This is a genomic window from Kiritimatiellaceae bacterium (assembly GCA_013141415.1).
Taxonomy (GTDB): Bacteria; Verrucomicrobiota; Kiritimatiellia; order Kiritimatiellales; family Tichowtungiaceae; genus Tichowtungia.
Map to the genome: position 1 here is coordinate 415,264 of JABFQY010000001.1, position 22,292 is coordinate 437,555.

Below are 22,292 nucleotides of genomic sequence, written 5' to 3' on the forward strand. Positions count from 1 at the left end.
CAACCGAAAAATCAGACGGCGGGCGACTGGGGTGCGTCATCCGTCGGTTGTTCGTTCGAGGCTCCGGCTTTGCGCTTTTGCTTTTCTTCCTTCTTCCGTTTTTTGGCGAGTTCTTTTTGGCGTTTTTCGAAGGTGTAGTTGGGTTTGGCCATAGGTGTTCCTTTAATTTGGTTTGAGCTTTATAGCACGCGGGCAGCGGCGATCTCTCACCAAAAGCGCAACCATGTGTCCTTGCGGCAAAGTCAGGATATTATTTCCGCTTATTGCCTTTGCGGGTGGCACCGGTGTAGGCATCCGCTTTCGCCGGAACTGCTTTGATTATCACGGTGCCGTCGGCATTGGTGACCGTTACGATGTTTGTCACAACACCATCGGACGGTGATTTGCTTTCAGCGAAGGCGGCGGTTGCGGCCAGCAGAATGACAGCGGTGAAAATGGTTTTCATGTCGTTTGTATATACTTCGCCGCGTGCGGCGGAAAGGCAAAATCAAAGCAGAGAGAGCGCGGCGGCGGCGAGCATGCCAGTCAGGACACCCCAGACGGCGTGGTGATATTTTCCGTAAACGCGGGCGGCGGGGAGCAGTCCGTCGAGTGCGATGAAGACCATAATGCCGGCGCTGGCCGCAGTGAGAAGGTCGAGCGCCCGGTCACTCATGAACTGGTAGAGCAGAGTATAAACAATCAGCGCGCCGAGCGGTTCGGCCAGTCCGGTGAGCGACGAGAAGCCGCACGCTTTGGCGCGGCTGCCGGTGGCGTGATACATCGGTAATGCGGTGGCGATTCCTTCAGGAATGTTGTGCAGCGCCAGCGCAATGGCCGCGCCGATGGCGACCGGCGCTGGTGCGTGCAGTGCCACAACAAAAATGGCCAGACCTTCCGGGAAGCTGTGCGCGACGATGGCCAGTGCGGCGGGCATACCGGTACGGCGGAAGGCGGGCGTTCCTGCAAAATCTTCGATGCGGTGCGGTTCGTGCGGGTTTCCAAAAGTTGGAACCAGTTTATCAATCAGTGCGGTGATCAGAAGGCCGCCGAAGAAGGCCGCCATCATTGGAAACGTACTGCCGAGGTCATTCCCGGCGCTCGGCAGCATCTGCCGGAAGGCGATCCAAAGAAGTAATCCGGTCGAAACGCCGAGGAAAAATGAGAAGCGCCGTGCGCCGCTACGCCGGGTAAAAAAAGCCAGCAGGCTGCCGATGCCGGTCGCCATTCCGGCGGCCAGCGTCAGACCGAAGGCAAACCAGACGGTCTGTGAATCGGTGAACATTTCGTGATTTTCTATCAGATGTTCAATCAGCATTTTTGCGCCGAGACCGATCAATACCAGTCCGCCGAAAACCTCCATTTTCTTCTCGTTCAGGTGGCCGAACAAACGTCCGGAATAAACACCGGCGAAGGAGAGGGCGAAGGTGACGAGGCCGATAATCAGCACCGGTTGCAGAATCGAGACGCGCAGCATCGAAAGGCTGATGCCGATAGCGAAAGCGTCAATACTGGTGGCGACGGCCAGTGTTAGCAGGGTCGGCAGGTGCAGCGGATTTTTCGGGCCTGACTCTTCATCTTCGGGCTGCATGGCCTGAATGATCATGTGTCCGCCGACAAAAAGAAGCAGGCCGAAGGCAATCCAATAGTCCACCACGGAGATAAAACGGTATGCCCATTGGCCGAGCAGCCAGCCGAGGATCGGCATGACGGCCTGAAAAATACCGAAAGCCGCGCCAACGAGCAGGGCGTGACGCACTTTGAGGTTTTTAATGGTAATGCCGCTGGTGATGGAAACGGCGAAGGCGTCCATCGCCAGACCGAGTGCGATCAGAAAAATAGAAAGTAGTGGCATAGGCAAAGTTCCGGTTTAAGCTCCGTAAATCTATATAAAATCCTCAATTTGTAGAGGTTTATTTGGGGTGCAGTTTGTTTTACATGAAACATTATCATGTTATATGTATATTTTTAGTGTTTAAACTTTACTTAGGTGATAAACAAACTTATATATCTGCAAATCAGATTGGGAGTAGTTGTTGTGAAAAGTGACTTTTTGAAGGAAGAAATTGAAAAAAATCAGCCGGAACTTAGCGGATTCGGCCCGCTGCAAGTCCTGCAATGGGTGGTGAAAAATATCGACCGTCCGGTGTTTGCCAGTTCACTCGGTCAGGAAGATCAGGTGATTTTACATCTGATTGCTGCCCACCGGCTGCCAATTCCGGTGATCACACTGGACACCGGCCGGTTGTTTCCGGAAACGTACGATCTGATTGCCGAGACCGAATCCAGATTGAGCGTAAAAATCCGGATTCTCTTTCCCGATGCGGCGGAAGTGGAGACGATGGTCGCAGAAGAAGGGATCAATCTGTTTCTTAAAGGCGTAGATCAACGGAAGCGTTGCTGCCAGGTGCGCAAAATTAATCCGTTGCGGCGTGTGCTTCGCGAGTCAGGCGGCTGGATTTGCGGGTTACGGCAGGAACAGTCATCGACCCGATCAGAACTGAAAGTGATCGAGTGGGATGAGGCCAACAAAGTTCCTAAAATCAATCCACTGTACAACTGGTCGTTGGCGCAGGTGGTCGCCTATCTGAAAGAAAACGGGGTTCCGTATAATCCGTTGCATGATCAGGGCTTTATCAGTATCGGTTGCGCCTGCTGCACGCGGGCGGTTCAGCCGGGAGAAGATATCCGGTCGGGCCGCTGGTGGTGGGAAACACCCGAACAGAAAGAGTGCGGGTTGCATTTGGTGAACGGGAAATTCGTGCGGAGTAAAGATTTGGAGAAGAGTCATGAGTAGGTATCAGCTGAGTCAACTTAAACAACTGGAGGCCGAAAGCATCCGGATCATTCGTGACGCGTACAGTCAGTTTGAGAATCCGGTCATGCTTTATTCCATCGGCAAGGATTCCGGCGTCATGGTTCGGCTGGCGCAAAAAGCGTTTTACCCCGGACGGGTTCCGTTTCCGCTTCTGCATGTTGATTCGACCTTCAAATTTCGTGAAATGATTACCTTCCGCGACCGCTTCTGCTTGGAAAACGGATTGGATCTGCTGGTGCACTCCAACGAAGAAGGCCGCGCCTCCGGCGCGTCGCCGTTTACATTGGGCAGTCGCAAGTACACCGACGTCATGAAAACGCAGGCGCTGTTGCAGGCTTTGGATAAACATAAATTCGACTGCGCCTTCGGCGGTGCCCGGCGCGACGAAGAAAAGTCGCGGGCCAAAGAACGGATTTTTTCGTTCCGCGACCGGAATCATCAGTGGGATCCGAAAAATCAGCGTCCGGAACTCTGGTCGAATTTTAATGCGCGGGTGAATCCCGGCGAAAGCGTGCGGGTGTTTCCGCTTTCGAACTGGACGGAGCTCGATATCTGGCAATACATCCGGCTCGAAAAAATTCCGCTGGTTCCGCTTTATCTGGCGGCCAAGCGGGCGGTCGTCGAACGCGACGGCGTACTGATCATGATCGATGATGAGCGCTTTCCTCTGGAGCCGGGCGAAAAGCCGAAAGAAATTCTGGTGCGTTTCCGTACGCTCGGTTGCTACCCGTTGACTGGCGCGATTGAGTCGGATGCAGATACCGTCGACAAGATCGTCGAGGAAATGATGACGACGCGGCTGAGCGAACGCTCGACCCGCATCATTGATAAAGACGGCGACTCCTCCATGGAAGAAAAGAAGAAGGAAGGCTACTTCTGATGAATATCGAAAATTTTTTAAGTGAACATGAAAACAAAAGCCTGCTGCGGTTTCTGACCTGCGGCTCGGTGGACGACGGCAAATCCACGCTGATCGGGCGGCTGCTGTACGACAGCAAACTGCTGTTCGATGACCAGCTGAGCGCGCTGGAGCGCGACAGCGCCCGCGAAGGCAACGCCGGCGAAGGCGAAATTGATTATGCGCTGCTGCTGGACGGTCTGAAAGCCGAGCGCGAGCAGGGCATCACCATCGACGTGGCCTACCGCTACTTCACCACGCCGCACCGGAAATTCATTATCGCCGACACCCCCGGCCATGAGCAGTACACCCGCAACATGGCCACCGGCGCATCGTCGGCTGATCTGGCCATTGTTCTGATCGATGCCCGCAAAGGCGTCATCACGCAGACGCGGCGGCACAGTTTTATCGTGTCGCTTCTCGGCATCCGCCACGTCGTCGTGGCGGTGAATAAAATGGATCTGGTGGATTTCAGTCAGGCGCGGTTTGAAGAAATCCGCGCGGATTACGAAGTGCTCAGCAAAGAACTTTCGATTCCGGATATCCGCTTTGTTCCGCTGTCGGCACTGAAAGGCGACAACATCGTAGATTCGTCTGAGCGGATGCCGTGGTACGACGGGCCGTCGCTGCTGAACATTCTGGAAACGGTGGATATTTCCGCCGACCGTAATCTCGGCGACTTCCGGTTTCCGGTGCAGTTTGTCAGCCGCCCGAACCTGGACTTCCGCGGTTTTGCCGGAAGTGTGGCTTCCGGCGTAATCCGCAAAGGCGACCGCATCAAAGCGTTGCCGTCGCTGAAGGAATCCACCATCAAGCGGATCGTCACCGCCGACGGGGAGCTGGACGAGGCCTTTGTTCCGCAGGCGGTGACGCTGGAGCTGAATGACGAAATCGACATCAGCGTCGGCGAAATGATTGTCCACGCCGAAAATATTCCGAATGTCGCCACTCATTTTGAGGCGATGATTCTGTGGCTTTCGGAAACGCCGATGAACCGGAGCGCGACCTACCTGTTGCGCCACACCTCGCACACGACCAAGGCGCGGCTTGCGGATCTGGAGTATCGCGTGGACGTCAACACGATGGAGAAGCAGCCTGCCGACATTTTACAGCTCAACGAAATCGGGCGGGCGAATATTACGACGCATCAGCCGTTGTTTTTCGACGCCTATCGCGACTGCCGCGAAACCGGCAGCTTCATTCTGATCGACCCGATCAGCAACAACACCGTTGCCGCCGGAATGATCGAGCGACCGCAGGCAACCACCGGAGAACGGGCTCCGCTGGAAGCGCAGGTTGACCGGCGCGAATTTCTCTGGGAGCGCGGACTGGTTTCTCCGGAAGCCCGGATCAACCGGAACCAGCATCGCGGGAAAACGGTTTTGTTTGTCGGCCCGGCTGGCGGCAAGAGCGATCTGGCGCGGCGGCTGGAACTCAAACTCTACGATAAAGGTCTTCAGTCCTACTACCTCGGCATCTCCAGTCTGCTGGAAGGGCTGGATGCCGACATCGGACAGAACTTCCGCGACCGCGATGAACACATCCGCCGCGTCGGCGAACTGGCGCGCATCATGACCGACGCCGGACTCATCTTCATCAGCTCGCTGGAGCGTGCCGACGAATACGACCTGCAAAGGCTGAAAATATTGAACTCACCGAACGAACTGTTCGTCGTCAGCATCGGCGGAAATCCGTTCAAAAATTATCAGGTCGATCTGGTGATCGAACCGGACGTTTCGCCAGCAGAAGCCGTACAGTCCGTTGTGCGCGAACTCACCCGCGCTCAAGTGATTATCGAGTACTGCATTTAAGCCGGGCTTGAATCAGTGAGCAGGAAAGGCGGATGGCTTATGCCCTCCGCCTTTCCTGCTTCAATGATTGACCGGAGGATCGAGTCGACACTTTTCGCTACTCGTCGAAGTAATCGGAATCTATCTTTTTCACTTCGTACTGGCCGACGGTCGAGACCCCCACATTATGGTCTGTCATTAAGGTTGCCAATTGTTCTCCGTCGATGAGGATGATTTTTACGTCTATGAGTGCAACGTATTCTCTGGCTTCTTTTGTGAATGATGAAGTAGTAATGAAAACGCCTTTTTTTGCCCGTTGCCCTTGGAGTGCTCCTGCAAACTTTTGAATTTCTGGACGCCCAACAGTGCCTTCCCAGCGTTTAGCTTGAATATAGATCACATCCAAGCCGAGTTTGTCTTCGTTAATGATTCCGTCAATACCTCCATCACCGCTTTTTCCTAAAGCTTTTCCGGCGTTCCGGCGGTTTCCTCCGTATCCCATTTGAACCAAGAGATCGACGACAAGCCTTTCGAAAAATGACGGGGAGGCTTCTTTCACGGAGCTTAAAATTTCAGATTCAAGAGCGCTACGTAGCTGAGCGTATGCCGTAGCAAGAGTGTCCTCAGGGGTCTGGTGCTCAGCGGGTTCAGACTGAATTGTAATGTCATCTTCGAGACCCGTTCTTTCTCTTTTCCGATTTCTGAATTCGATGAATTGCGGGAACTGTTCCAAAACAGACGCATTAATCTTCGAAGGGTTGGTTTGCAGGAATTTCAGACCACAGTCAGTTATTGTAAAAAAACCGCGTTTGGGAGAGTTAAGAAGGCCGGCTTGTTTTAGGTAGGATCGAGCCCATCCGACACGGTTATTGAAGACGGCCTGACTGCCACTAGGGAGAAGCTCGTTTTTTTCATCATCGGTTAGCAAAAACTCGTCGGCAAGGAGTTCAACAGCTTTGCTGAATTTATGCTCTGCACCATCTGAAGCCAGTTTTAAAACGGGGAGCATGAGCGTCTGATAGTCTGGTATGGCCATGAGCTATATTCCTTTTGGGTATAAACTTTTACAGACGGACGGAATGTAACAGAGGCGGTATAAAGGGAGAAGACTTTTTCCAAATATTGGGAACTATCAGAGGGCGCGGACGGTGGCCGCGCCTCTTTCTTTCCAATTTTTCCGGGGCCACCGGCCCCGGCTACAGAAGAACGATGGTGCGCTACTTTGTTGGCGAACCGGCCCGCAAGGACACCTTCTGAATGCTGATGGCGTCCACGGGGCAGGCGGAAACGCAGGCACCGCAACGGATGCAGTCGTCCTGATTAATCCAGATCAGGTGAACGTCGTCGGCTTTTTGCGCGAGCGTCCAGCCGGTTACGCGACCTTCGGCGTCGTAATGCAGTTCCTTGATTTTCAGGATGCACTCGGGGCGCGGCTTGGCTTTGACGCACCAGTCGCAGTAGATGCACTTGTCGGAGTCGATCTCAAACTTGTAGTGGCACTGGTAACAGCGCTGCGCTTCGTCGCCGGAGGTTTCCTTGCCGAAGCCGGTTTCGACTTCGGTGGTGAGGTCGCGTTGCGACAGTTCAACGGCGGGCATCGGTTGCAGACCGACATAATCCATTTCGCGGATACGGCCGGTTGCGGTGACGTCTTCGATCACGGCGTAATCGTTCAGCCGGACTTTACCGGTCAGGAACCGGTCAACTTCGCGTACGCACTCCTTGGCGTGGCCGATCGCTTGAATCAGTGAACTCGCGCCGTTCTTGAAATCACCGGCGGAGAAAACTTTGGCTTCTCCGGAAGTTTCATCGAGCCATGACGTATCGGGAAACTGTCCGGTCGCCAGCAAAACCGTATCCACGACCAGCTCAAATTCACTGCCCGGAATTTCAACCGGACGGCGGCGTCCGCTGGCGTCGGGCGCGCCCATTTCGGTACGGACAAATTGAATTGTTTTCAAACGACCGCTGGTACCGGTGTAGGCCTTCGGCGCCACCATGTACTCCATCGGAATACCTTCGTGTTCCAGCTCTTCCAGCTCGCCGGGCGTCACCAGCATTTCCGCTGCCGTCCGGCGGTAGCAGACTTTAACCTGCGCGCCGAGCCGCTTGGCGGTGCGGGCGCAGTCCATTGCGGTAAAGCCGCCGCCGATGACCACGGCCGTTTTGCCGACGTCGCCTTTCCCGGTTTCGTTCACTTCCAGTAGAAAATCCAGACCGTGGCGGATGCCGTTGAGATCCTTGCCGGGCAGGTCGAGCAGATTAGGTTTCAGTGTTCCGGCCGCCAGAATTACGGCGTCGTTTTCCTTTGCCAGCGAACTCAGCGTGACGGTTTTTCCAATCTCTGTATTGCAGATAATCTTCACGCCCAGCGCTTCAATCTGCGCAATTTCCTTGGTGATAATTTCGCGCGGCAGGCGGAAAACCGGAATGCCCTGGTTAATCATGCCGCCGGGCTTGTTGTGCTTTTCGTAAACCGTCACCTGATGTCCGAGTAGCGCCAGATTGCGCGCCGCCGCCAGACCGGCGACGCCGGCACCGACCACGGCGACTTTTTTGCCACTCGGCGGAAACCATTTATTCATCACCACCGGCGACTGTCCGCCGAAGTCAGCGGCGGAACGTTTTGAAAAACAAATTGCTACCGGCTGGCCGAGTCCGTCCCAGCCGTGGCGGCAGGCCGCTTCACATGGCCGCGCGCAGACGCGACCCAGCACGGCGGGAAAGACGTTGGCTTCCAGATTGATCCGGTACGCTTTGTCGTGTTCGCCGCGATAGACGGCGTCGAGGTAGCCGGGAATGTTCGTCGAAGCCGGGCAGGCTTTCTGGCACGGAATATTTTTTTCCAGCCAGTCGAAATCTTTCGGTGAGTTCGCGCTGCCGCAGGTTTTTGAAAGCGCGCAGAAGGAGTAGGGCGCGTCGCCTTCCGGACGCTTTTCCTGCCAGCCGCCCAGTTTGCAATCCGGCAGAGCAAGCGGATGGTTGAGCGGTGAATCAGTCCGTGCGGCGTTCGCAATAATCTCCTGCATTTCGGGATCGGCGCTGCCGTGCGCGATGGCCTGCTCCGCGAAAACCTTCGCCGTGTACACATCGCCGCGCGTCCGGTTGAGCCCGTGGTAAGCCTTGGCGATCAGTTCGCAGATCGGCGCACCTTCCGGCGGGCCGAGTCGGCAGAGAACGGCAACCGCTTCTTCGCAGCGGTCTGCTTTGATCAGTTCTCCGGCTTCATTTAGCAGTTGTTTCATGGGTATCCTGTTTTTCCAGCGAATGAATAAAATCTACGAATGGAAAATTAGAGAAGAACTCCTCGTAACGTCAGTTTTGATTTCCCGAAATTCAGCAAAACTCCGGCAGGAACAAAAAGATGTTTCATACCGCTGCGCAACCGGGCCAGCTCCATGGCGGTGGTATCCTCAAAAGCAGTTACAGAAAGAAGAAGATTTTTATCAATAAGAACGGAATCCAGCATACGCCGTTCAAAAACGATTCCGTTAAATGACGGGGCCGCTTCCGGCACTTGAGGGTTCAGGTTCTGCCCGGCGAGTTCTCGTCGCAGAATTTTTTTAGAAGATTCTGCGCCGTAACCAAGGCCGTGCAGCGCCAGAACATTTTTACAAGACGCTCGGATTTTCCCGGTAATATCTGGCATTTGCGACTCAATGGAATCCCAGCATCCCTCAAAGCAGATTTCCCCGCTGACAGGTGTGTGCGGCACTCGTTTGTAAGACAGACGTTCCAAGCCGAAATTAATGAGCATCCCGAGGTCTTTTTCCCAGCATTTCAAATAATTGATCAGTTGTGTGTAATGCTGAGATGCAAAGCCGGTCCGGATGTGCTTGAGCTCGAGGATGACCCGGTTTCCCGCCAGAATATCCAGTTCAAATTCATCAACCGGGTCATCCCGGTGCATCAGCCGCTTGCTCAAGTGACTTTCAGCGGTCAGGTCTCTTGTCCGCAAGGCATTCAGCATGGCCCGGTGGTAGTCCCATTCATCCCATCCCGGTCCAAGTTCGTTATGAACATCGAATGCTGCCCCGATAATCTGATGCGATAATTCGGGGTGCAACAGATCCGGGTTATATGTTTCATGTTTCGGCATACCAGAGATTTATTCGTAGATTTTATTCATTCGCTGGCAATAAACGCCCGGAAAGCTTCGATTTCGATCCGTTCGCAGAAGTCGGTGAAGAGTTCATTCTGACTGTTACGGTGCTTTAGATAAGCGTTCAGAATCTTCTTCACCGCCGGAACGATTTCAGCCGAATCAGCATCGCAAAGCGGTTCGCCGATTTTTCCGGCTTCGCTCAATTTTCCTCCGACAAAGACGGTATAGCCTTCGGTGCTGCCGCCGCTCTCGTTACGAGTGCGCCGACCGCGCAGTCCGATGTCGGCAATCCAGGCGTGAGCGCAGTTGTTCGGGCAGCCGGTAATGTTAATCCGCAGCGGACCGACATCCTTCCAGTATTTTTCGTCACCGGCCAGTGCGGCGTACAGGCGACGGTAGGCGTCCGGCGAATCGGATACCGCCATCTTGCACATGGTGGTGCCGACACAAGCGACAATATCCGGCAGGTGTTCGTGACCGCTGGTGCGGAAGCCTGCGGCATGCAGCGCCTCCAGCAGCGCCGGAACGTTGGCGTCTGGAACGTCGTGCAATTCAATATTCTGACGGTTGGTGAACATGATTTTTCCGCCGCCGAGTTTATCGGCCAGCCGCGAAATGATTCTGGACTGCGCCGTCTTTAGCTCCGAGCGCGGAATCATTACTCGCACGACGCTTAGTCCGGCCTGTTTCTGTGGAATGATTTCCTGACCGTTCAGTAGCATTCTTCCAATGTTTGGAAGCGGATTTTTGGCATATTCGATTTGCTCAAGTCCGGTGATGCCACGCTCCTTCAGAATGTCCATGACGACATCGCCGAAGCCTTTGGCGCCCATCTTATCGACGACAATTTTCAGGCGGGAGAAGGCGCGGTTGCGCCGGTCGCCGTGACGGCGAAACGCTTCCACGGTGGCGCGGGCGACCGGCAGTACCAATTCTTCCGGCACCCAGTCAAAAATTACTTTGGCCAGATAGGGACGAGCGCCGAGTCCGCCGCCGGCATGGAATTTCCAGCCGACTGTGTCGCCGCGTTTTACCGGCACCCAGCCCTGGCAGTTCATCAGCGTCTGCGCGCCTGCTTCGTTGGCGAACGCTACGCTGATCTTGTGTTTGCGCGGAAGGTTGCGCTGTAAATCGCGGATTTCATGGTCGGTCGCCAGCATTTGGATGATTTTGTGCGAGTCGCCGATCTGTTCTTGAGCGACGCCTGCCAGCGATGAGCCGATGATATTGCGCGGTACGTCGCCGCAACCGTTCTTGGTGGTGATGCCGACTTCAGCCATGCCTTCGATAATTTTATAAATGTCCTCTTTGCGGATCCAGTGGTACTGAAGCGTCTGGCGGGTGGTGATGCACAGCTCGCCTTGCGCGAATTCTTCAGCCAGATCAATCGCGCGGTTAAACTGCGCGGTTGTCATCAGTCCGCCAGGGGTGACGACACGGATCATAAAAAAGCTAGGCTGAAGCTGGTGGTAAACGCCACTCCATTTAAACATCGCCAGCTCGTTCGGCGTGATTTGATCAAAAGGGCGGGTGGCAATCTCGCGGAAATCGAAGTCCGGGTTGATTTCGAGTTTATCGCGTTCGACCTGCGTTAATTCCGGTTGTGCTGTCATCAAATTATTTCCCCCAAGTTGCCGCCGGATAATTCACTGGCCAACTCTTCTATTTTTTCTCATCCTGCGCACGGGTTTTCGGGTGTTGACTTCGACTTAAAAGTCATATACCTAAAACGTGATAGTATTTATCACTAAAAGAGATAGAACCATGTCTGGAGCGCCATTGTCAAAAAAAATGTTTCCGGCCGCCCTTATTTTAGAGGGACGGAAATGTCTGCTTGTCGGCGGCGGGCGGGTCGCCGTGCGGAAAGCCGCCAAACTGGCCGAGGCCGGCGCGGCACTGACGGTGGTGGCTCCGGAAATCAAACCGCCGATTAAAGCACTGTCCGGCATCAATTTGGTTGAGCGCTGTTTTGTCCCCGAAGACCTCGACGGAGCCTTTCTGGTTTTTGCTTTGACGGATAATCCGGTGCTTAACCGCCGGATTGTCGAACTCTGCCGCGAGAAGAAAATCCTCTGCTCGGCTGCCGACGGCAACTGGCCTGACGGCGATCTGATTCTGCCTGCCAGTTTCAGCGAAGACGGACTAACCGTTTCTGTCAGCACGTCAGGACGCTCCTGCCGCCGGTCGCGCCTTCTGCGCGAAAGCCTCAGCCGCCACGTCCGCTTTCTGCGCGACATCGATCTGATTGTCATCGGCGCGGATCACAGTACCGGCGGCTTTCAATCGGTGGAAAAACTGAAAGCCGCCCGGACGGAACTCGAAGAATTGCTGCCGTGTGTCTGGGGCGTTCATGAATTTATGATTCTAGATACCTGCAACCGCTTTGAAATCGTCGCGCTCATTTCTTCTGGCTCCTGCGCGGCGGTTGAAACTGTTTTACGGAAAACGTCCGACGTTTTTGTCTCCAGAGGAATGGACGCTTTCTGTCGGCTGGCCGAAACTGCCGCCGGACTCCGTTCACAGGCTTTCGGTGAAAGTCGTATCGTGGCTCAAATTAAACAGTCGCTCGCCGATGCACAGGAAAAAGGGTTTGCCGGAAGTTTTCTTCAAAACTGGACGGATACGGCTCTCCACATCTCTAAAGAAATCCGGCAAGTGACCGGTTCGTTGCTGCCTGCGCTGGAAACGGAAGATCTTGTTTCCCAGACCTTGAAGAGAAATCTTCCAGCCGTTGGAAAGGTTTTGATTATTGGTCGCGGCGAAATCGGACAGGGACTGGCGCGCCGCTTTCCGGATGCCGTCCAAATCAGCGGACGCTCTGACGATGAACTCCGTCAGCAACTGCCTCGCGCTGATGTAATCATTTGCGCCACCGGTAGCGCCGGTTTTCTCATCGACGAATCACACCGTCCGCTTTTGCGCGCCGGAGCTGTCCTGATTGACTTGTCCCTGCCGCGCAATATCAACCCGGAACTTCCCGGTGTCATCGGACTGAGCGCGTTGCGCGCCGCCGTACCGCCGGGAAATGCGGACGAACTTTTCGCAAAGGCCCGCGAAATAATCAATGCACACCGCGACGAATACGACCGGCTGGTGAAATTCCAATGAAACGACCGATCAAAACCGGAACACGCTCCAGCCGTCTGGCGCTCATCCAGACGGAATCCGTGCTCTGTCTTTTGCGCGAAAAGATTTCTGGTCTGGAATGGGAGCTTGCTCCCTTTTCCAGTCCCGGCGACCGCGACAAAATCGCCGATCTGACGACGGCGCCGGACGATTTTTTCACGCGCGACCTCGACGAAGCGCTGTTGGCCGGGTCCATCGACTGCGCCGTCCACAGCGCCAAAGATTTATCCGATCCATTGCCAGCCGGTCTGGATTTTTTCTGGATGCCCGACTCCGCCGATCCGCGCGACGTGCTGGTCGGGTCGCTGACGCCGCGTACCGTCGGCGTCAGCAGCGACCGCCGCGCCGCGTATGTAAAAAAAAGGTTTCCGTCGGCGGAAATCAAACCGCTGCGCGGAACCATTGAAGAACGGCTCGCGCAACTTGACGCCGGGAAATTCGATGTGCTTATCATGGCCGCCGCCGCGCTCCAGCGGTTGGGATTAGACGATCGAATCGCCGAATGGATTTCACCGGACGATCTTCCGGTTCCCGACGGGCAGGGCGCGCTGGCGCTGACTTTTCGTTCCGGCGACGAACGCTTTCTCCGGCTTCGCTCGCTCTTCATCAAACCGATTGTTTTTGTCGGCGCGGGCATGAATGCCGGACTTTGCACGCAGTCGGGCGTCGCGGCGCTCCGACGCGCCGAAGTCTGTCTGTACGACGCGTTGCTCGACGAAGCCCTGCTGGCCGAACTGCCGGAAACGGCCCGGAAAATTTTCGTCGGTAAACGTAGCGGACAGCACAGCAGGTCGCAGGATGAAATCTGTAAACTGATTGCCCGTTTCGCCCGGCAGGGAAAGCGCGTTGTGCGGTTGAAGGGCGGCGATCCCGGAATCTATGGACGGCTCGCCGAGGAAATTGATGCGCTCGACGCGCTTCAGCTTCCGTATCGCGTTGTTCCCGGCGTCAGCAGTTTAAGTTCAGCGACGACCGGAACCGGTCTTCTGCTCACACGACGTGGAACGGCTGACCGTTTTCGTGTGCTGACGGCAAAAACCGCCGACGGCGGCTCCGGCGAAACCATCGCGGTATTTATGGGAATTCAATCGCTGAAAGAAACAGCGGCGCGGCTTTTGGCTGAAGGATATTCTCCGAGCCTGCCGGTTTCGGTGGTGCTGGATGCGGGCGGTCCACAACAGCAAATCATTTCGGCACCGCTCGATGAAATCGCCGCGAAGATCGGGTCGACGGATTTGCCGGGGCTGGTTTTAATCGGCGAGGCCGCCGAATCAAAATTTATCTACCGCGCTCACGGTGCCTTGCGCGGCAAGCGCGTCTGGCTGACATGCAGTCGCGACGTTCAGCCGCGCGCCGCGCTGGCGGTTCTCGATTTCGGCGGTGTGCCGGTTCAACAGCCGCTGATTGAACTGGTGCCGGAAAAAGTTCCTCCGCTTGGAGTTTACGACTGGCTCATTCTGACTTCGCCGTCGGCGGTTCGCTGTCTGCTGGCGCAACTGGATGATTTGCGCGGCCTGCCGAAAATTATCTGCTGCGGTGAAGGCACTGCCGCCGCGCTGCGCGCTTTCCGGATTCAGACTGATGCGATGCCGCCGGGCGAATTTAATACCGCAGGCGTTCTGCGTACGGCGCTGGAAGTGATTCCTCCGGACGCGCGGATTTTACGTCTGCGCTCAGATCGCGCCGGAGAAAAACTTTCGGCTGAACTGCGTAAAACATTTTCACGCGTTGATGATGTCGTGATCTGCCGCAATCAGCCGGTGCGCTGTGAAATGCCCGGATGCGATGCTGTATTTTTTGCCAGCGTTTCGGCGGTGGAAAGTTTTGTCGAACAGTTCGGCGTTGGAAAACTGGCGGACAAAACGGTTGTTGTGATCGGCGCGCGCGATGCGGAGGCTTTGCGCTGTCACGGCGTCAGTAATCTTATTGCACCTCGCCGCGCCACGGTCGAAGATGCGGTTGCCGCACTTGCAGAATTTACGGTTCGAGGTGAAATTGAGAAATGACCAGCGAATGAATAAAATTTACGAATACATAGATAAGAGAACTGCAATGTTGATTCGTAGATTTTATTCATTCGCTGGTGCATATTTCCCGGGTTAAGAGAGAGGTTTAAAATGAGCAGATTTCCTGAAACCCGACTGCGGAGGTTGCGCCGCACGGAATCGTTGCGCCGGATGCTGGGACAGCCGTTGCCCGGGCCGGAAAAATTTGTCTGGCCGGTGTTCCTTCGCGAAGGCAAAAAAGTGGATGAGCCGATTTCCGCCATGCCGGGCCAGTCCCGCATGAGCGTCGATGTGCTGCTTAAAAAACTGGAACCGGTGGCAGAAAGCGGCGTCGGCGGCGTGCTTCTTTTCGGACTGCCTGATCCGGCGAAAAAAGATGCGAGCGGCTCAGAGGCCTTCAATGAAAAGGGCGCGGTTCAGCGGGCGATTCCGGCAATCAAAAAAGCGTTTCCGCAACTGACGGTTTTCACCGATGTCTGCCTGTGCGCTTATACCGATCATGGACATTGCGGTCCGCTGAATAAAGCCGGCGAAGTCGATAACGATGCTGCGCTGACAATGCTGCAAAAGGTGGCGCTTTCGCACGCCGCCGCCGGTGCCGACTGCGTCGCGCCGAGCGCGATGATGGATGGACAGGTTTTGGCGATTCGCGAAGCGCTCGACGAAGAGGAGCTGACCGACACGCTGATTATGAGTTATTCCAGCAAGTTCGCTTCATCCATGTACGGCCCGTTCCGCGAAGCGGAGCAGTCGGCTCCCGGCAAAGGCGACCGGCAGGGCTATCAGGCGCCGTACAACGATTTGCGGCAGGCACTGCGCGAATCGGAGTTTGATGAAGACGAAGGCGCGGATATTCTGATGGTCAAACCGGCACTCTTTTATCTCGATGTGATCCAACAGGTGCGCGAATCAACCGACCTGCCGGTGGCGGCCTACAACGTCAGCGGCGAATATTCTATGCTGATTGCTCAGGCCGAACGCGGCTGGGGCGATTTGCGCGCCATGGTGCGCGAAAGCACGGCGGCCATGCAGCGCGCCGGAACCGATATTTTCATCTCTTACTGGGCCAATCAATATGACCGCTTTTTCAAATGAAGAACTTTTTGAACGCGCGGAACGGGTAATCCCCGGCGGGGTGAACAGTCCGGTGCGCAGTTTCCGCTCGGTCGGCGGAACGCCGATTTTTATCGAGCGCGGCGCGGGATCAAAACTTTACACCTCCGACGGGCGCGAGCTGATTGATTTTTGTATGTCGTGGGGCGCGCTACTGTTCGGTCACGCCGATCCGGAAATTGTCGAAGCCGTTCAGAAAGCTGCGGTGGACGGTACCGGCTTCGGTGCGGCGACCCGGCGGGAAGTTTTGTTTGCCGAAAAACTTTGTTCGATGATTTCGTATGTGGAACAGGTGCGTTGTGTCAGCTCCGGCACGGAAGCGGTGATGACGGCGATCCGCCTAGCTCGCGGCGCAACGGGGCGGGATAAAATTCTGAAGTTCGACGGCTGTTATCACGGTCATTCCGATTCAATGCTTGTTTCTGCCGGAAGCGGGCTGCTGACCGGTGGACTGAGTTCCTCCGCTGGCGTTCCGGCGGCGGTGGCGGACGATACGCTGGTCGCACCGTACAATGACGTCGCGGCGGTGGAAGAAATTATGAAGCATTCCGGCGACCGGATCGCCGCGATTATCGTCGAGCCGGTGGCCGCCAACATGGGCTTGGTTTTGCCGGAGCCGGGATTTCTCGAAGCGCTGCGCGAGCTGACGGGCCGCTACGGCGCGTTATTGATTTTTGACGAAGTGATTACCGGCTTCCGGTTCGGGCCGACGACCTACGGCGCGCTGTGCGGAGTGGAACCTGATTTGACCTGTCTCGGAAAAATCATCGGCGGCGGATTGCCGCTGGCCGCGCTCGGCGGACGGCGGAAACTTATGGAACAGCTCGCGCCGCTCGGCCCGGTCTATCAGGCCGGAACGCTCAGTGGCAATCCGCTGGCCGTCGTCGCTGGGCTGACAACGTTAGAGAAAATCGGGCGAGATAATCCGTTTCCGAAGTTTGGAAACCGCGACGAGGGCGTCGCGTCTACGTTTCCAAGATTTGGAAATATCAGCGTTCAGGCAAAGGGAAGTGCCTTTACGGTTTTCTTCCGGAATGGATTGCCGCGGAATCTGGCGGAGGCGAAAGAGTGTGACACAAAGCGGTATGCCGCGTTTTTTCACGGAATGCTGGAACGCGGGATCTATCTGCCACCCGCGCAGTTTGAAACGGCTTTTATTTCTGCGACTCACACCGATGCCGATATCGCCGCGCTGGTTGCCTCGGCTACCGAGGTGCTGAGTCATGGCGCTTGAAAGAGCCTAGCTGTTTATCTATCCTCGCGGCATGCAAAAAACCTTCAGCCCGGTTCCGCTGGTACTTTTCGGAGTGCCGTTTCATAACGTGACATTCGAAGAGGCGATTCAGTGGACGGTTGACCGCGTTCGTTCCGGCAGGCCCGGCTATATCGCTACCGCCAATCTCGACTTTATTGTTCAGGCTCAGCACGACACCGAACTGCGCAACATATTGCGTGAAGCCGACCTTGTCATTGCCGACGGGTTTCCGCCGGTGAAGCTGGCGCCGTTTTTCGGTCCACCGCTTAAGGATCGCGTGACCGGCAGTGACATTACGCCGATGCTCGCCGAACGCGCCGCGAAGGAAGGAATTTCCATCTACGGTCTCGGTGCCGCCGAAGGCGTCGCCATGAAGGCGATGGCGGTGCTGAAAGGGCGGTATCCAAACCTGAAGATAGCCGGAGCGTGGTCGCCGCAGTACGCGCCGCTCGACAAAATGGATCACGCCGAAATCCTGCGCCGTCTGGCCGAGGCAAGGCCGGACATTCTGTTTACCGCCTTTGGTGCGCCGAAGCAGGACAAGTTTAACCACATGCATGTGAAGCACTGGAACGTTCCGGTGGCGATCGGCGTTGGCGGCACACTCGACTTTATAGCCGGTGTGCAGACCCGCGCGCCGGTTTGGGTTCAGAAGATGCAGTGCGAATGGCTTTGGCGGTGGGGCACTGATCCGAAACGGCTGACCAAACGCTACATTACGAATATCGGTTTTATGTTCCGCGCAATCGGACTGACGCTGGAACTGCGGCTGGGCCGGAACGTTCCGGCGAAGGTCGATTCGTCGGCTCCGCCGCTCGGAGCCGTGTATCATAAGTTCCAATGTTTGGAAGATTTGCCCGACGACTTATCCGGCAAAGTGATCATCGATCTGCGCGGTATCGAATGGCTCAACAGTCAGGAAATCGGCGCGTTGCTCGAACTCAGTAAGCGGGTTGAAAAAGTTGTTTTACTCCACGCCGGTTCAAAAATTCGGAAGCTGTTTGAATTCTCTAAACTCACCGACCGCCTCCCGCTCGCTGGAACCTGTGCTGAGGCACTTACTCTGTTTCGTTAGCTTATGAGAGGGTCGTCTGGCGAATCGTCGTTCAGACTTCGTCATCAACAAGGATTTTTTTCAGAATCTGTTCACCAATTTCCCACGCTTTATCCCATTCTCTCAATGGAGCCTCATAAACGACCTGATAAAGTGTTCCGGTTTGATCGTTTGCCATCAGTAAATTGTAAATACGGATAGCAGTTTTTCCTTTCGGCGCATCGATGTACTGATACCGCACCGTATAAAAAGGGCCTTGAGGGCCGGAGCTTTCGCGTTCTAAAGGACATTTCTTTTTCATTTCCTTGAGCATAGCGTCGGCAAATTTTGAAGGTGGAACCTTTCCTTGAGGTTTGGTGCTTACATTTTGTGTAGATATAAATGTCAGTCCTGTTTCAAAACTGCCGTTTTTATCGATATCCTCTTTGCTGACGGCCCATAAATTTTTATCGCCAGCTCCTTGATGTTTCACGTGCCAGCCATCAGGCACCAGCAGGGCGGCTTTAATGACATCAAGTTTATGCCACGTATATCCTTCTGGTGGTTTCGGCAATTGCCCAAAGCTCGCTAATGGAAGTAGCAATACCATTGATAGTATTAACCTGCTTATTTTTTTCATTTCATTCCTTAATTGTTGAGTTGACTGTTAGAGGGATTCTTTTTTCTCGGCGCGCCGTTCGCGGAAAAACCCCTGAAGAAGAGATTTACATTCAGCTTCAAGGACGCCGGTTTGGATTTCGACGCGGTGGTTGAGGTCGGCGTGGTCGAGAATTTCAAACTTGGAGCGGGCGCCGCCGCGCTTCGGATCGTCAACGGCCCAGACGACTTTTTTGAGCCGGGCGAGAACGATAGCACCGGCGCACATCGGGCAGGGTTCTTTGGTGACGTATAGGACGGCATCGGTCAGTCGCCAGTTTTCGAGCGCGGCGGCGGCCTGCGTAATGGCGAGGATTTCGGCGTGGGCGGTCGGATCTTTGAGCAGTTCGGTTTGGTTGTGCGCTTTGCCGAGGATTTGTCCGTCTTTGACGATGATGGCGCCGCAGGGCACTTCGCCCGCCTCGGCGGCGCGCTCCGCTTCGCGCAGTGCCATCCGCATGTAGATCACATCGGCTGAAAAATCTTCGTTCATAATTTCCGGTTTCAGTTGTTTGCGTCGCCGGATTTTTTTGTGTGTCGGACGAAGGCGATGGCACGGTTCATTTTCCGGTAGCGCATCACGCCAATGATGCCGGTGACGATGCCGGTCGGGATGCAGGCGATTCCGACAGCCCAGAACCAACTTTGATCGGCGAAGTGCATGATGGATGTTCCGGCGATAATCAGGGCGACGGCGGAACGCAGATAAGCCAGAAGTGTCCGCTCGTTTGCCAGCAGCGTCCGGTCAATGGCCAGTTCATCCCGCAGGATCAGGTCGTCGCTTTCAAATTTCGAATACGGTTTATCACTCATTTAACAGGGCTCCTTTCAATACTGGCGCGCGCGGCATCGAGCTTGTGAAAAAAATTCTGCTCGCCGATTTCTTTCGTCAGGCCGGAACGATCCAGAACTCTTCGTACCGGCGCTTTGACGCCGGAAAAAAACAACTGAATGCCGCTGTTGCGCAACCGTGAAACGATGTTGCCGAGCATTTCCTCGCCCGAAGCGTCAATGGCATTGATTCCCTGACAGTCCACCGCGATAAATTTTGCGCCAGGATATTCTTCGCGGAGACGGAAGATATGTTCCTCGAAATAAGTCGTGTTGGCAAAATAAAGCCGTCCGTCAAAACGCACCGACGGCATGATCGGATCGACGGTCAGGTTGTGCTTCTGGGCGTCGCGGTAGGTTCCGTCCTCGTGGCGGCCCAGTACGGCGACGTTCGGTTTCATGGTGCGGTACAGATACATTATGATTGAAAGTCCGGCACCGAAAATAATCCCTTTGTCCATGTCGGGAGCCATTGAGAGTGTTGCAACAAAGGTTGCAACGCCAGCTGCACCGTCGGTTCGGCTGACTTTGAAATAGTGAGCGAATTTTTTGAAATGGAGCAGGTTAAGTACGGCGGCAATAATGACGGCGGCCAGCGCGGCCTGCGGCAGGAAGAAGATCAGCTTGGTGAAGAACATCAAAAACAGCAGCACGAACAGTCCGGCAAACACAGCGCTCAGGCCGGTTTTTGCGCCGGAGGCATCGCTCAGGGCAGAGCGGGAAAAAGAACCGCTGACCGGGTAGCCGCCGGTGAATGCCGATGTAAGCGAAGCCAGTCCCTGGCCGACTGTTTCCTGACAAATGCTCAGCTTCTGTTTGTTTTTAGCGGCCAGCGCGTTGGCGACCGAGCACATTTCCATGAAGCCGACAAAGGCGATTACCGCCGCACCGGGGAGCAGTTTTTTGACGGTTTCCCAATCGGGACTGATCAGCGTGAAACGCGGACATCCGGACGGAATTAAGCCGACTACGCTGACCGGCTTCGCGAGTTCATTCAGTTTGAAAAAATAGACGGCCAGACTGGTGAGGATCATGACGGTTAATGCGGCGGGTACTTTCGGCCAAAGCTTTTTCAGGCCGAGCAGAAGAGCCAGTGAGCCGACGCCGATGATCAGCGTGGGAATGTGTGCGTGGTTGAGCTCTAAAACTTCGTATTTCCAGAGGTTGGAAAAAAAATGGCCGCTGCCCGGCATGCTGATGCCGGATATTTTACTTAGCTGTGAGGCCGCAATAATGATGGCTCCGGCGTGAATGAAGCCTTCGATCACCGGACGGGAGAGAAAGTTTACGACGAACGTAAGGCGTCCGGCGGCGATAATCAGCCAGATGATTCCGACGATGAAGGCCAGCAGTCCGGCCAGCCGGAAATATTCTTCCGGACTGATTGCGCCGAAGGTTGCCAGCGCTGTGGCGGTCAGCAGTGAAACCATTGCGACCGGGCCGGTCTGGAGATAATTGGATGATCCCCACAGAGCGCCGACGATGGCCGGCAGAAAGGCTGCGTACAGACCGACATAGGGCGGAAGTCCGGCCAGATTGGCGTAGGCCATGGATTGGGGAATGAGCACCAGCGCAACGGTCAGCCCGGCGATAAAATCTGCGCGGACGGTCTCTTTGGAAACGGGCCACTTAAGGAACGGGAATATTTTTTTCAGCATAGAACCTCTCAAATGGGGGTGAATGTGGGCAAAAAACCGAGGTTGTTCAAACAAAATCTAGGCGCAGTCGATCCGAACTTCGGAATGAAGTTCTTGTAGGAAGCCGAACAATTCAGCTATGGTCAAAAAGAATGATTGAGCCGCCTCCCGAGGCGGGTACTTTAGGTGAAGGTGATGATAAAAATACTTAGAAAAGCGTTTGTGTTGGGGCTTCTGCTGGCGGCCATCGGGGTTCGCGCGGAAACCAATCAGACCGTGGCGGTGGCGGCCTGTCCTCATTGTGGCTTTGTGCAAACGAACCAGACGGTAGCGCTCATTCCGGCGGCTGTTGAGCCCGCGGAGATCGTTAAGTCGGCAACGACCAACGACTGGAAGGCGAGTATCTATGGCGGTTTTTCCGCCCAGAGCGGCAACAAGACTTCCAGCTCGTACAACTACGGCGGCGACTACAGTCGGCAGGGCAAGATTTATCGCGGCAAACTGAAATTGGATGGAAAATACAGCAAGAGTGAGGATGAGGTTACCGTTTCAAAAACGGAAGCTTCCGGTGAAATGCGCCGGATGCTCGATGAACGCTGGTTCGCCTACGGGTTGCTGTCCGCATTGAATGACGGGCTTAAGGATCTCGATTACCGCGTAAAAACCGGTCCGGGGTTGGGCTATTATTTTTCCGACACTAAGGATTTAACGTCTGACATCAGCTCTGGCCCGCTTTATGTGTCCGAACAGAAATCGGGAACCCGGAGCGGTTATTTGGCGTGGCGGTTTGCGCAGGGACTCAGCTGGCAGATTACAGATACGTTCCGGTGGTGGACTTCGATGGAACTGGACATGAATGCTACAGAGGTCGCTTCCTACCTCGCCGTTTTTAGAACAGGTGTTGACACCAAAATCAGCGGCAACCTCAGCCTGCTGATCATTTTCGAAGATGATTATGACAGCCAGCCGGAGTCCAAGGGAAATATCGAAAAGAACGATGCGTCAATCAACACCGGCCTTCGCTATAAGTTTTAGTTTCACCGG

Annotated in this window: 20 protein-coding genes and 1 pseudogene; 9 read left to right on the forward strand and 12 right to left on the reverse strand. The window is 55.1% G+C overall.

Annotated features, from left to right (window positions below; translation table 11 throughout):
• Positions 1 to 11 precede the first annotated feature (11 nt).
• From HOO88_02040 to HOO88_02055, 4 genes and pseudogenes are all read right to left on the reverse strand, one after another.
• Complete coding sequence (locus tag HOO88_02040) at positions 12 to 152, reverse strand: hypothetical protein (protein NOU35547.1); 141 nt, start codon at positions 150 to 152, stop codon at positions 12 to 14.
• 98 nt (positions 153 to 250) lie between these two features.
• Positions 251 to 445, reverse strand: coding sequence for a hypothetical protein (locus tag HOO88_02045; protein ID NOU35548.1), 195 nt, complete (start codon positions 443 to 445; stop codon positions 251 to 253).
• A 42-nt stretch (positions 446 to 487) separates the two neighbouring features.
• Complete coding sequence (locus HOO88_02050; protein NOU35549.1) at positions 488 to 1,264, reverse strand: ZIP family metal transporter; 777 nt, start codon at positions 1,262 to 1,264, stop codon at positions 488 to 490.
• 9 nt (positions 1,265 to 1,273) lie between these two features.
• A pseudogene (locus tag HOO88_02055) lies at positions 1,274 to 1,834 on the reverse strand (manganese efflux pump).
• A 198-nt stretch (positions 1,835 to 2,032) separates the two neighbouring features.
• On the opposite strand from HOO88_02055, the gene HOO88_02060 reads away from it, so the two are divergent.
• The 3 genes from HOO88_02060 to cysN are packed head-to-tail and all read left to right on the forward strand — an operon-like array spanning position 2,033 to position 5,506.
• Entirely contained in the window at positions 2,033 to 2,776 is a 744-nt protein-coding gene (locus HOO88_02060; protein NOU35550.1) for a phosphoadenylyl-sulfate reductase, read from the forward strand.
• A complete protein-coding gene (cysD, locus tag HOO88_02065) occupies positions 2,769 to 3,677 on the forward strand; it encodes a sulfate adenylyltransferase subunit CysD (GenBank protein NOU35551.1) in 909 nt (302 codons plus the stop codon). Before HOO88_02060 ends, cysD begins: the two co-directional genes overlap by 8 nt.
• Positions 3,677 to 5,506, forward strand: a complete 1,830-nt coding sequence (cysN, locus tag HOO88_02070; GenBank protein NOU35552.1) for a sulfate adenylyltransferase subunit CysN — start codon at positions 3,677 to 3,679, stop codon at positions 5,504 to 5,506. Before cysD ends, cysN begins: the two co-directional genes overlap by 1 nt.
• A 97-nt stretch (positions 5,507 to 5,603) precedes the next feature.
• Here cysN and HOO88_02075 read toward each other — a convergent pair whose 3' ends face one another.
• The 4 genes from HOO88_02075 to HOO88_02090 all read right to left on the reverse strand — a co-directional run bounded on the left by HOO88_02075 (position 5,604) and on the right by HOO88_02090 (position 11,203).
• Entirely contained in the window at positions 5,604 to 6,521 is a 918-nt protein-coding gene (locus tag HOO88_02075) for a restriction endonuclease (protein NOU35553.1), read from the reverse strand.
• Between the two features lie 181 nt (positions 6,522 to 6,702).
• Complete coding sequence (locus HOO88_02080; protein ID NOU35554.1) at positions 6,703 to 8,730, reverse strand: FAD-dependent oxidoreductase; 2,028 nt, start codon at positions 8,728 to 8,730, stop codon at positions 6,703 to 6,705.
• 47 nt (positions 8,731 to 8,777) lie between these two features.
• A complete protein-coding gene (locus HOO88_02085) occupies positions 8,778 to 9,584 on the reverse strand; it encodes a GxxExxY protein (protein NOU35555.1) in 807 nt (268 codons plus the stop codon).
• A 26-nt stretch (positions 9,585 to 9,610) separates the two neighbouring features.
• A complete protein-coding gene (locus HOO88_02090; GenBank protein NOU35556.1) occupies positions 9,611 to 11,203 on the reverse strand; it encodes a nitrite/sulfite reductase in 1,593 nt (530 codons plus the stop codon).
• A gap of 166 nt (positions 11,204 to 11,369) precedes the next feature.
• Between HOO88_02090 and HOO88_02095 the strand changes: the two genes are divergently transcribed.
• From HOO88_02095 to HOO88_02115, 5 genes are all read left to right on the forward strand, one after another.
• Entirely contained in the window at positions 11,370 to 12,698 is a 1,329-nt protein-coding gene (locus HOO88_02095; protein NOU35557.1) for a hypothetical protein, read from the forward strand.
• The gene (locus HOO88_02100; GenBank protein ID NOU35558.1) at positions 12,695 to 14,722 is read left to right on the forward strand and encodes a hypothetical protein; all 2,028 of its coding nucleotides are present in this window, start codon (positions 12,695 to 12,697) and stop codon (positions 14,720 to 14,722) included. The genes HOO88_02095 and HOO88_02100 overlap by 4 nt, the downstream gene beginning before the upstream one ends.
• 111 nt (positions 14,723 to 14,833) lie before the next feature.
• Positions 14,834 to 15,817: a porphobilinogen synthase gene (gene hemB / locus HOO88_02105; GenBank protein ID NOU35559.1), complete on the forward strand. Its 984-nt coding sequence runs from the start codon at positions 14,834 to 14,836 to the stop codon at positions 15,815 to 15,817.
• Positions 15,798 to 17,069 carry a glutamate-1-semialdehyde 2,1-aminomutase gene (gene hemL / locus HOO88_02110; GenBank protein NOU35560.1) on the forward strand — a complete coding sequence of 424 codons (1,272 nt, stop codon included), beginning with the start codon at positions 15,798 to 15,800 and terminating at the stop codon, positions 17,067 to 17,069. Before hemB ends, hemL begins: the two co-directional genes overlap by 20 nt.
• Positions 17,070 to 17,100: 31 nt before the next feature.
• Positions 17,101 to 18,165 (forward strand): WecB/TagA/CpsF family glycosyltransferase, encoded by a 1,065-nt coding sequence (locus HOO88_02115; protein ID NOU35561.1) that lies wholly within the window; start codon positions 17,101 to 17,103, stop codon positions 18,163 to 18,165.
• A 31-nt stretch (positions 18,166 to 18,196) separates the two neighbouring features.
• Here the strand turns inward: HOO88_02115 and HOO88_02120 are convergent, their stop codons facing one another.
• Genes HOO88_02120 through sulP form a run of 4 tightly spaced genes read right to left on the reverse strand, consistent with a single transcriptional unit; the run spans position 18,197 to position 21,269 of the window.
• Positions 18,197 to 18,763, reverse strand: a complete 567-nt coding sequence (locus HOO88_02120) for a hypothetical protein (protein NOU35562.1) — start codon at positions 18,761 to 18,763, stop codon at positions 18,197 to 18,199.
• A gap of 27 nt (positions 18,764 to 18,790) precedes the next feature.
• Positions 18,791 to 19,273 (reverse strand): nucleoside deaminase, encoded by a 483-nt coding sequence (locus HOO88_02125; protein NOU35563.1) that lies wholly within the window; start codon positions 19,271 to 19,273, stop codon positions 18,791 to 18,793.
• A gap of 11 nt (positions 19,274 to 19,284) precedes the next feature.
• Positions 19,285 to 19,593: a DUF202 domain-containing protein gene (locus HOO88_02130; GenBank protein ID NOU35564.1), complete on the reverse strand. Its 309-nt coding sequence runs from the start codon at positions 19,591 to 19,593 to the stop codon at positions 19,285 to 19,287.
• Complete coding sequence (sulP, locus tag HOO88_02135) at positions 19,590 to 21,269, reverse strand: sulfate permease (protein NOU35565.1); 1,680 nt, start codon at positions 21,267 to 21,269, stop codon at positions 19,590 to 19,592. The genes HOO88_02130 and sulP overlap by 4 nt, the downstream gene beginning before the upstream one ends.
• Positions 21,270 to 21,443: 174 nt before the next feature.
• Here sulP and HOO88_02140 point away from each other — a divergent pair, with 174 nt between their 5' ends.
• Positions 21,444 to 22,283, forward strand: a complete 840-nt coding sequence (locus HOO88_02140) for a DUF481 domain-containing protein (GenBank protein NOU35566.1) — start codon at positions 21,444 to 21,446, stop codon at positions 22,281 to 22,283.
• Positions 22,284 to 22,292 lie beyond the last annotated feature (9 nt).

What these genes read in the sequence shown, in the direction of transcription:
- HOO88_02040 (NOU35547.1), bottom strand. Translation starts at nt 152, where the DNA reads ATGGCCAAACCCAACTACACCTTCGAAAAACGCCAAAAAGAACTCGCC.
- HOO88_02045 (NOU35548.1), bottom strand. Translation starts at nt 445, where the DNA reads ATGAAAACCATTTTCACCGCTGTCATTCTGCTGGCCGCAACCGCCGCC.
- HOO88_02050 (NOU35549.1), bottom strand. Translation starts at nt 1,264, where the DNA reads ATGTTCACCGATTCACAGACCGTCTGGTTTGCCTTCGGTCTGACGCTG.
- cysD (NOU35551.1), top strand. Translation starts at nt 2,769, where the DNA reads ATGAGTAGGTATCAGCTGAGTCAACTTAAACAACTGGAGGCCGAAAGC.
- cysN (NOU35552.1), top strand. Translation starts at nt 3,677, where the DNA reads ATGAATATCGAAAATTTTTTAAGTGAACATGAAAACAAAAGCCTGCTG.
- HOO88_02075 (NOU35553.1), bottom strand. Translation starts at nt 6,521, where the DNA reads ATGGCCATACCAGACTATCAGACGCTCATGCTCCCCGTTTTAAAACTG.
- HOO88_02080 (NOU35554.1), bottom strand. Translation starts at nt 8,730, where the DNA reads ATGAAACAACTGCTAAATGAAGCCGGAGAACTGATCAAAGCAGACCGC.
- HOO88_02085 (NOU35555.1), bottom strand. Translation starts at nt 9,584, where the DNA reads ATGCCGAAACATGAAACATATAACCCGGATCTGTTGCACCCCGAATTA.
- HOO88_02090 (NOU35556.1), bottom strand. Translation starts at nt 11,203, where the DNA reads ATGACAGCACAACCGGAATTAACGCAGGTCGAACGCGATAAACTCGAA.
- HOO88_02100 (NOU35558.1), top strand. Translation starts at nt 12,695, where the DNA reads ATGAAACGACCGATCAAAACCGGAACACGCTCCAGCCGTCTGGCGCTC.
- hemB (NOU35559.1), top strand. Translation starts at nt 14,834, where the DNA reads ATGAGCAGATTTCCTGAAACCCGACTGCGGAGGTTGCGCCGCACGGAA.
- hemL (NOU35560.1), top strand. Translation starts at nt 15,798, where the DNA reads ATGACCGCTTTTTCAAATGAAGAACTTTTTGAACGCGCGGAACGGGTA.
- HOO88_02115 (NOU35561.1), top strand. Translation starts at nt 17,101, where the DNA reads ATGCAAAAAACCTTCAGCCCGGTTCCGCTGGTACTTTTCGGAGTGCCG.
- HOO88_02120 (NOU35562.1), bottom strand. Translation starts at nt 18,763, where the DNA reads ATGAAAAAAATAAGCAGGTTAATACTATCAATGGTATTGCTACTTCCA.
- HOO88_02125 (NOU35563.1), bottom strand. Translation starts at nt 19,273, where the DNA reads ATGAACGAAGATTTTTCAGCCGATGTGATCTACATGCGGATGGCACTG.
- HOO88_02130 (NOU35564.1), bottom strand. Translation starts at nt 19,593, where the DNA reads ATGAGTGATAAACCGTATTCGAAATTTGAAAGCGACGACCTGATCCTG.
- sulP (NOU35565.1), bottom strand. Translation starts at nt 21,269, where the DNA reads ATGCTGAAAAAAATATTCCCGTTCCTTAAGTGGCCCGTTTCCAAAGAG.
- HOO88_02140 (NOU35566.1), top strand. Translation starts at nt 21,444, where the DNA reads ATGATAAAAATACTTAGAAAAGCGTTTGTGTTGGGGCTTCTGCTGGCG.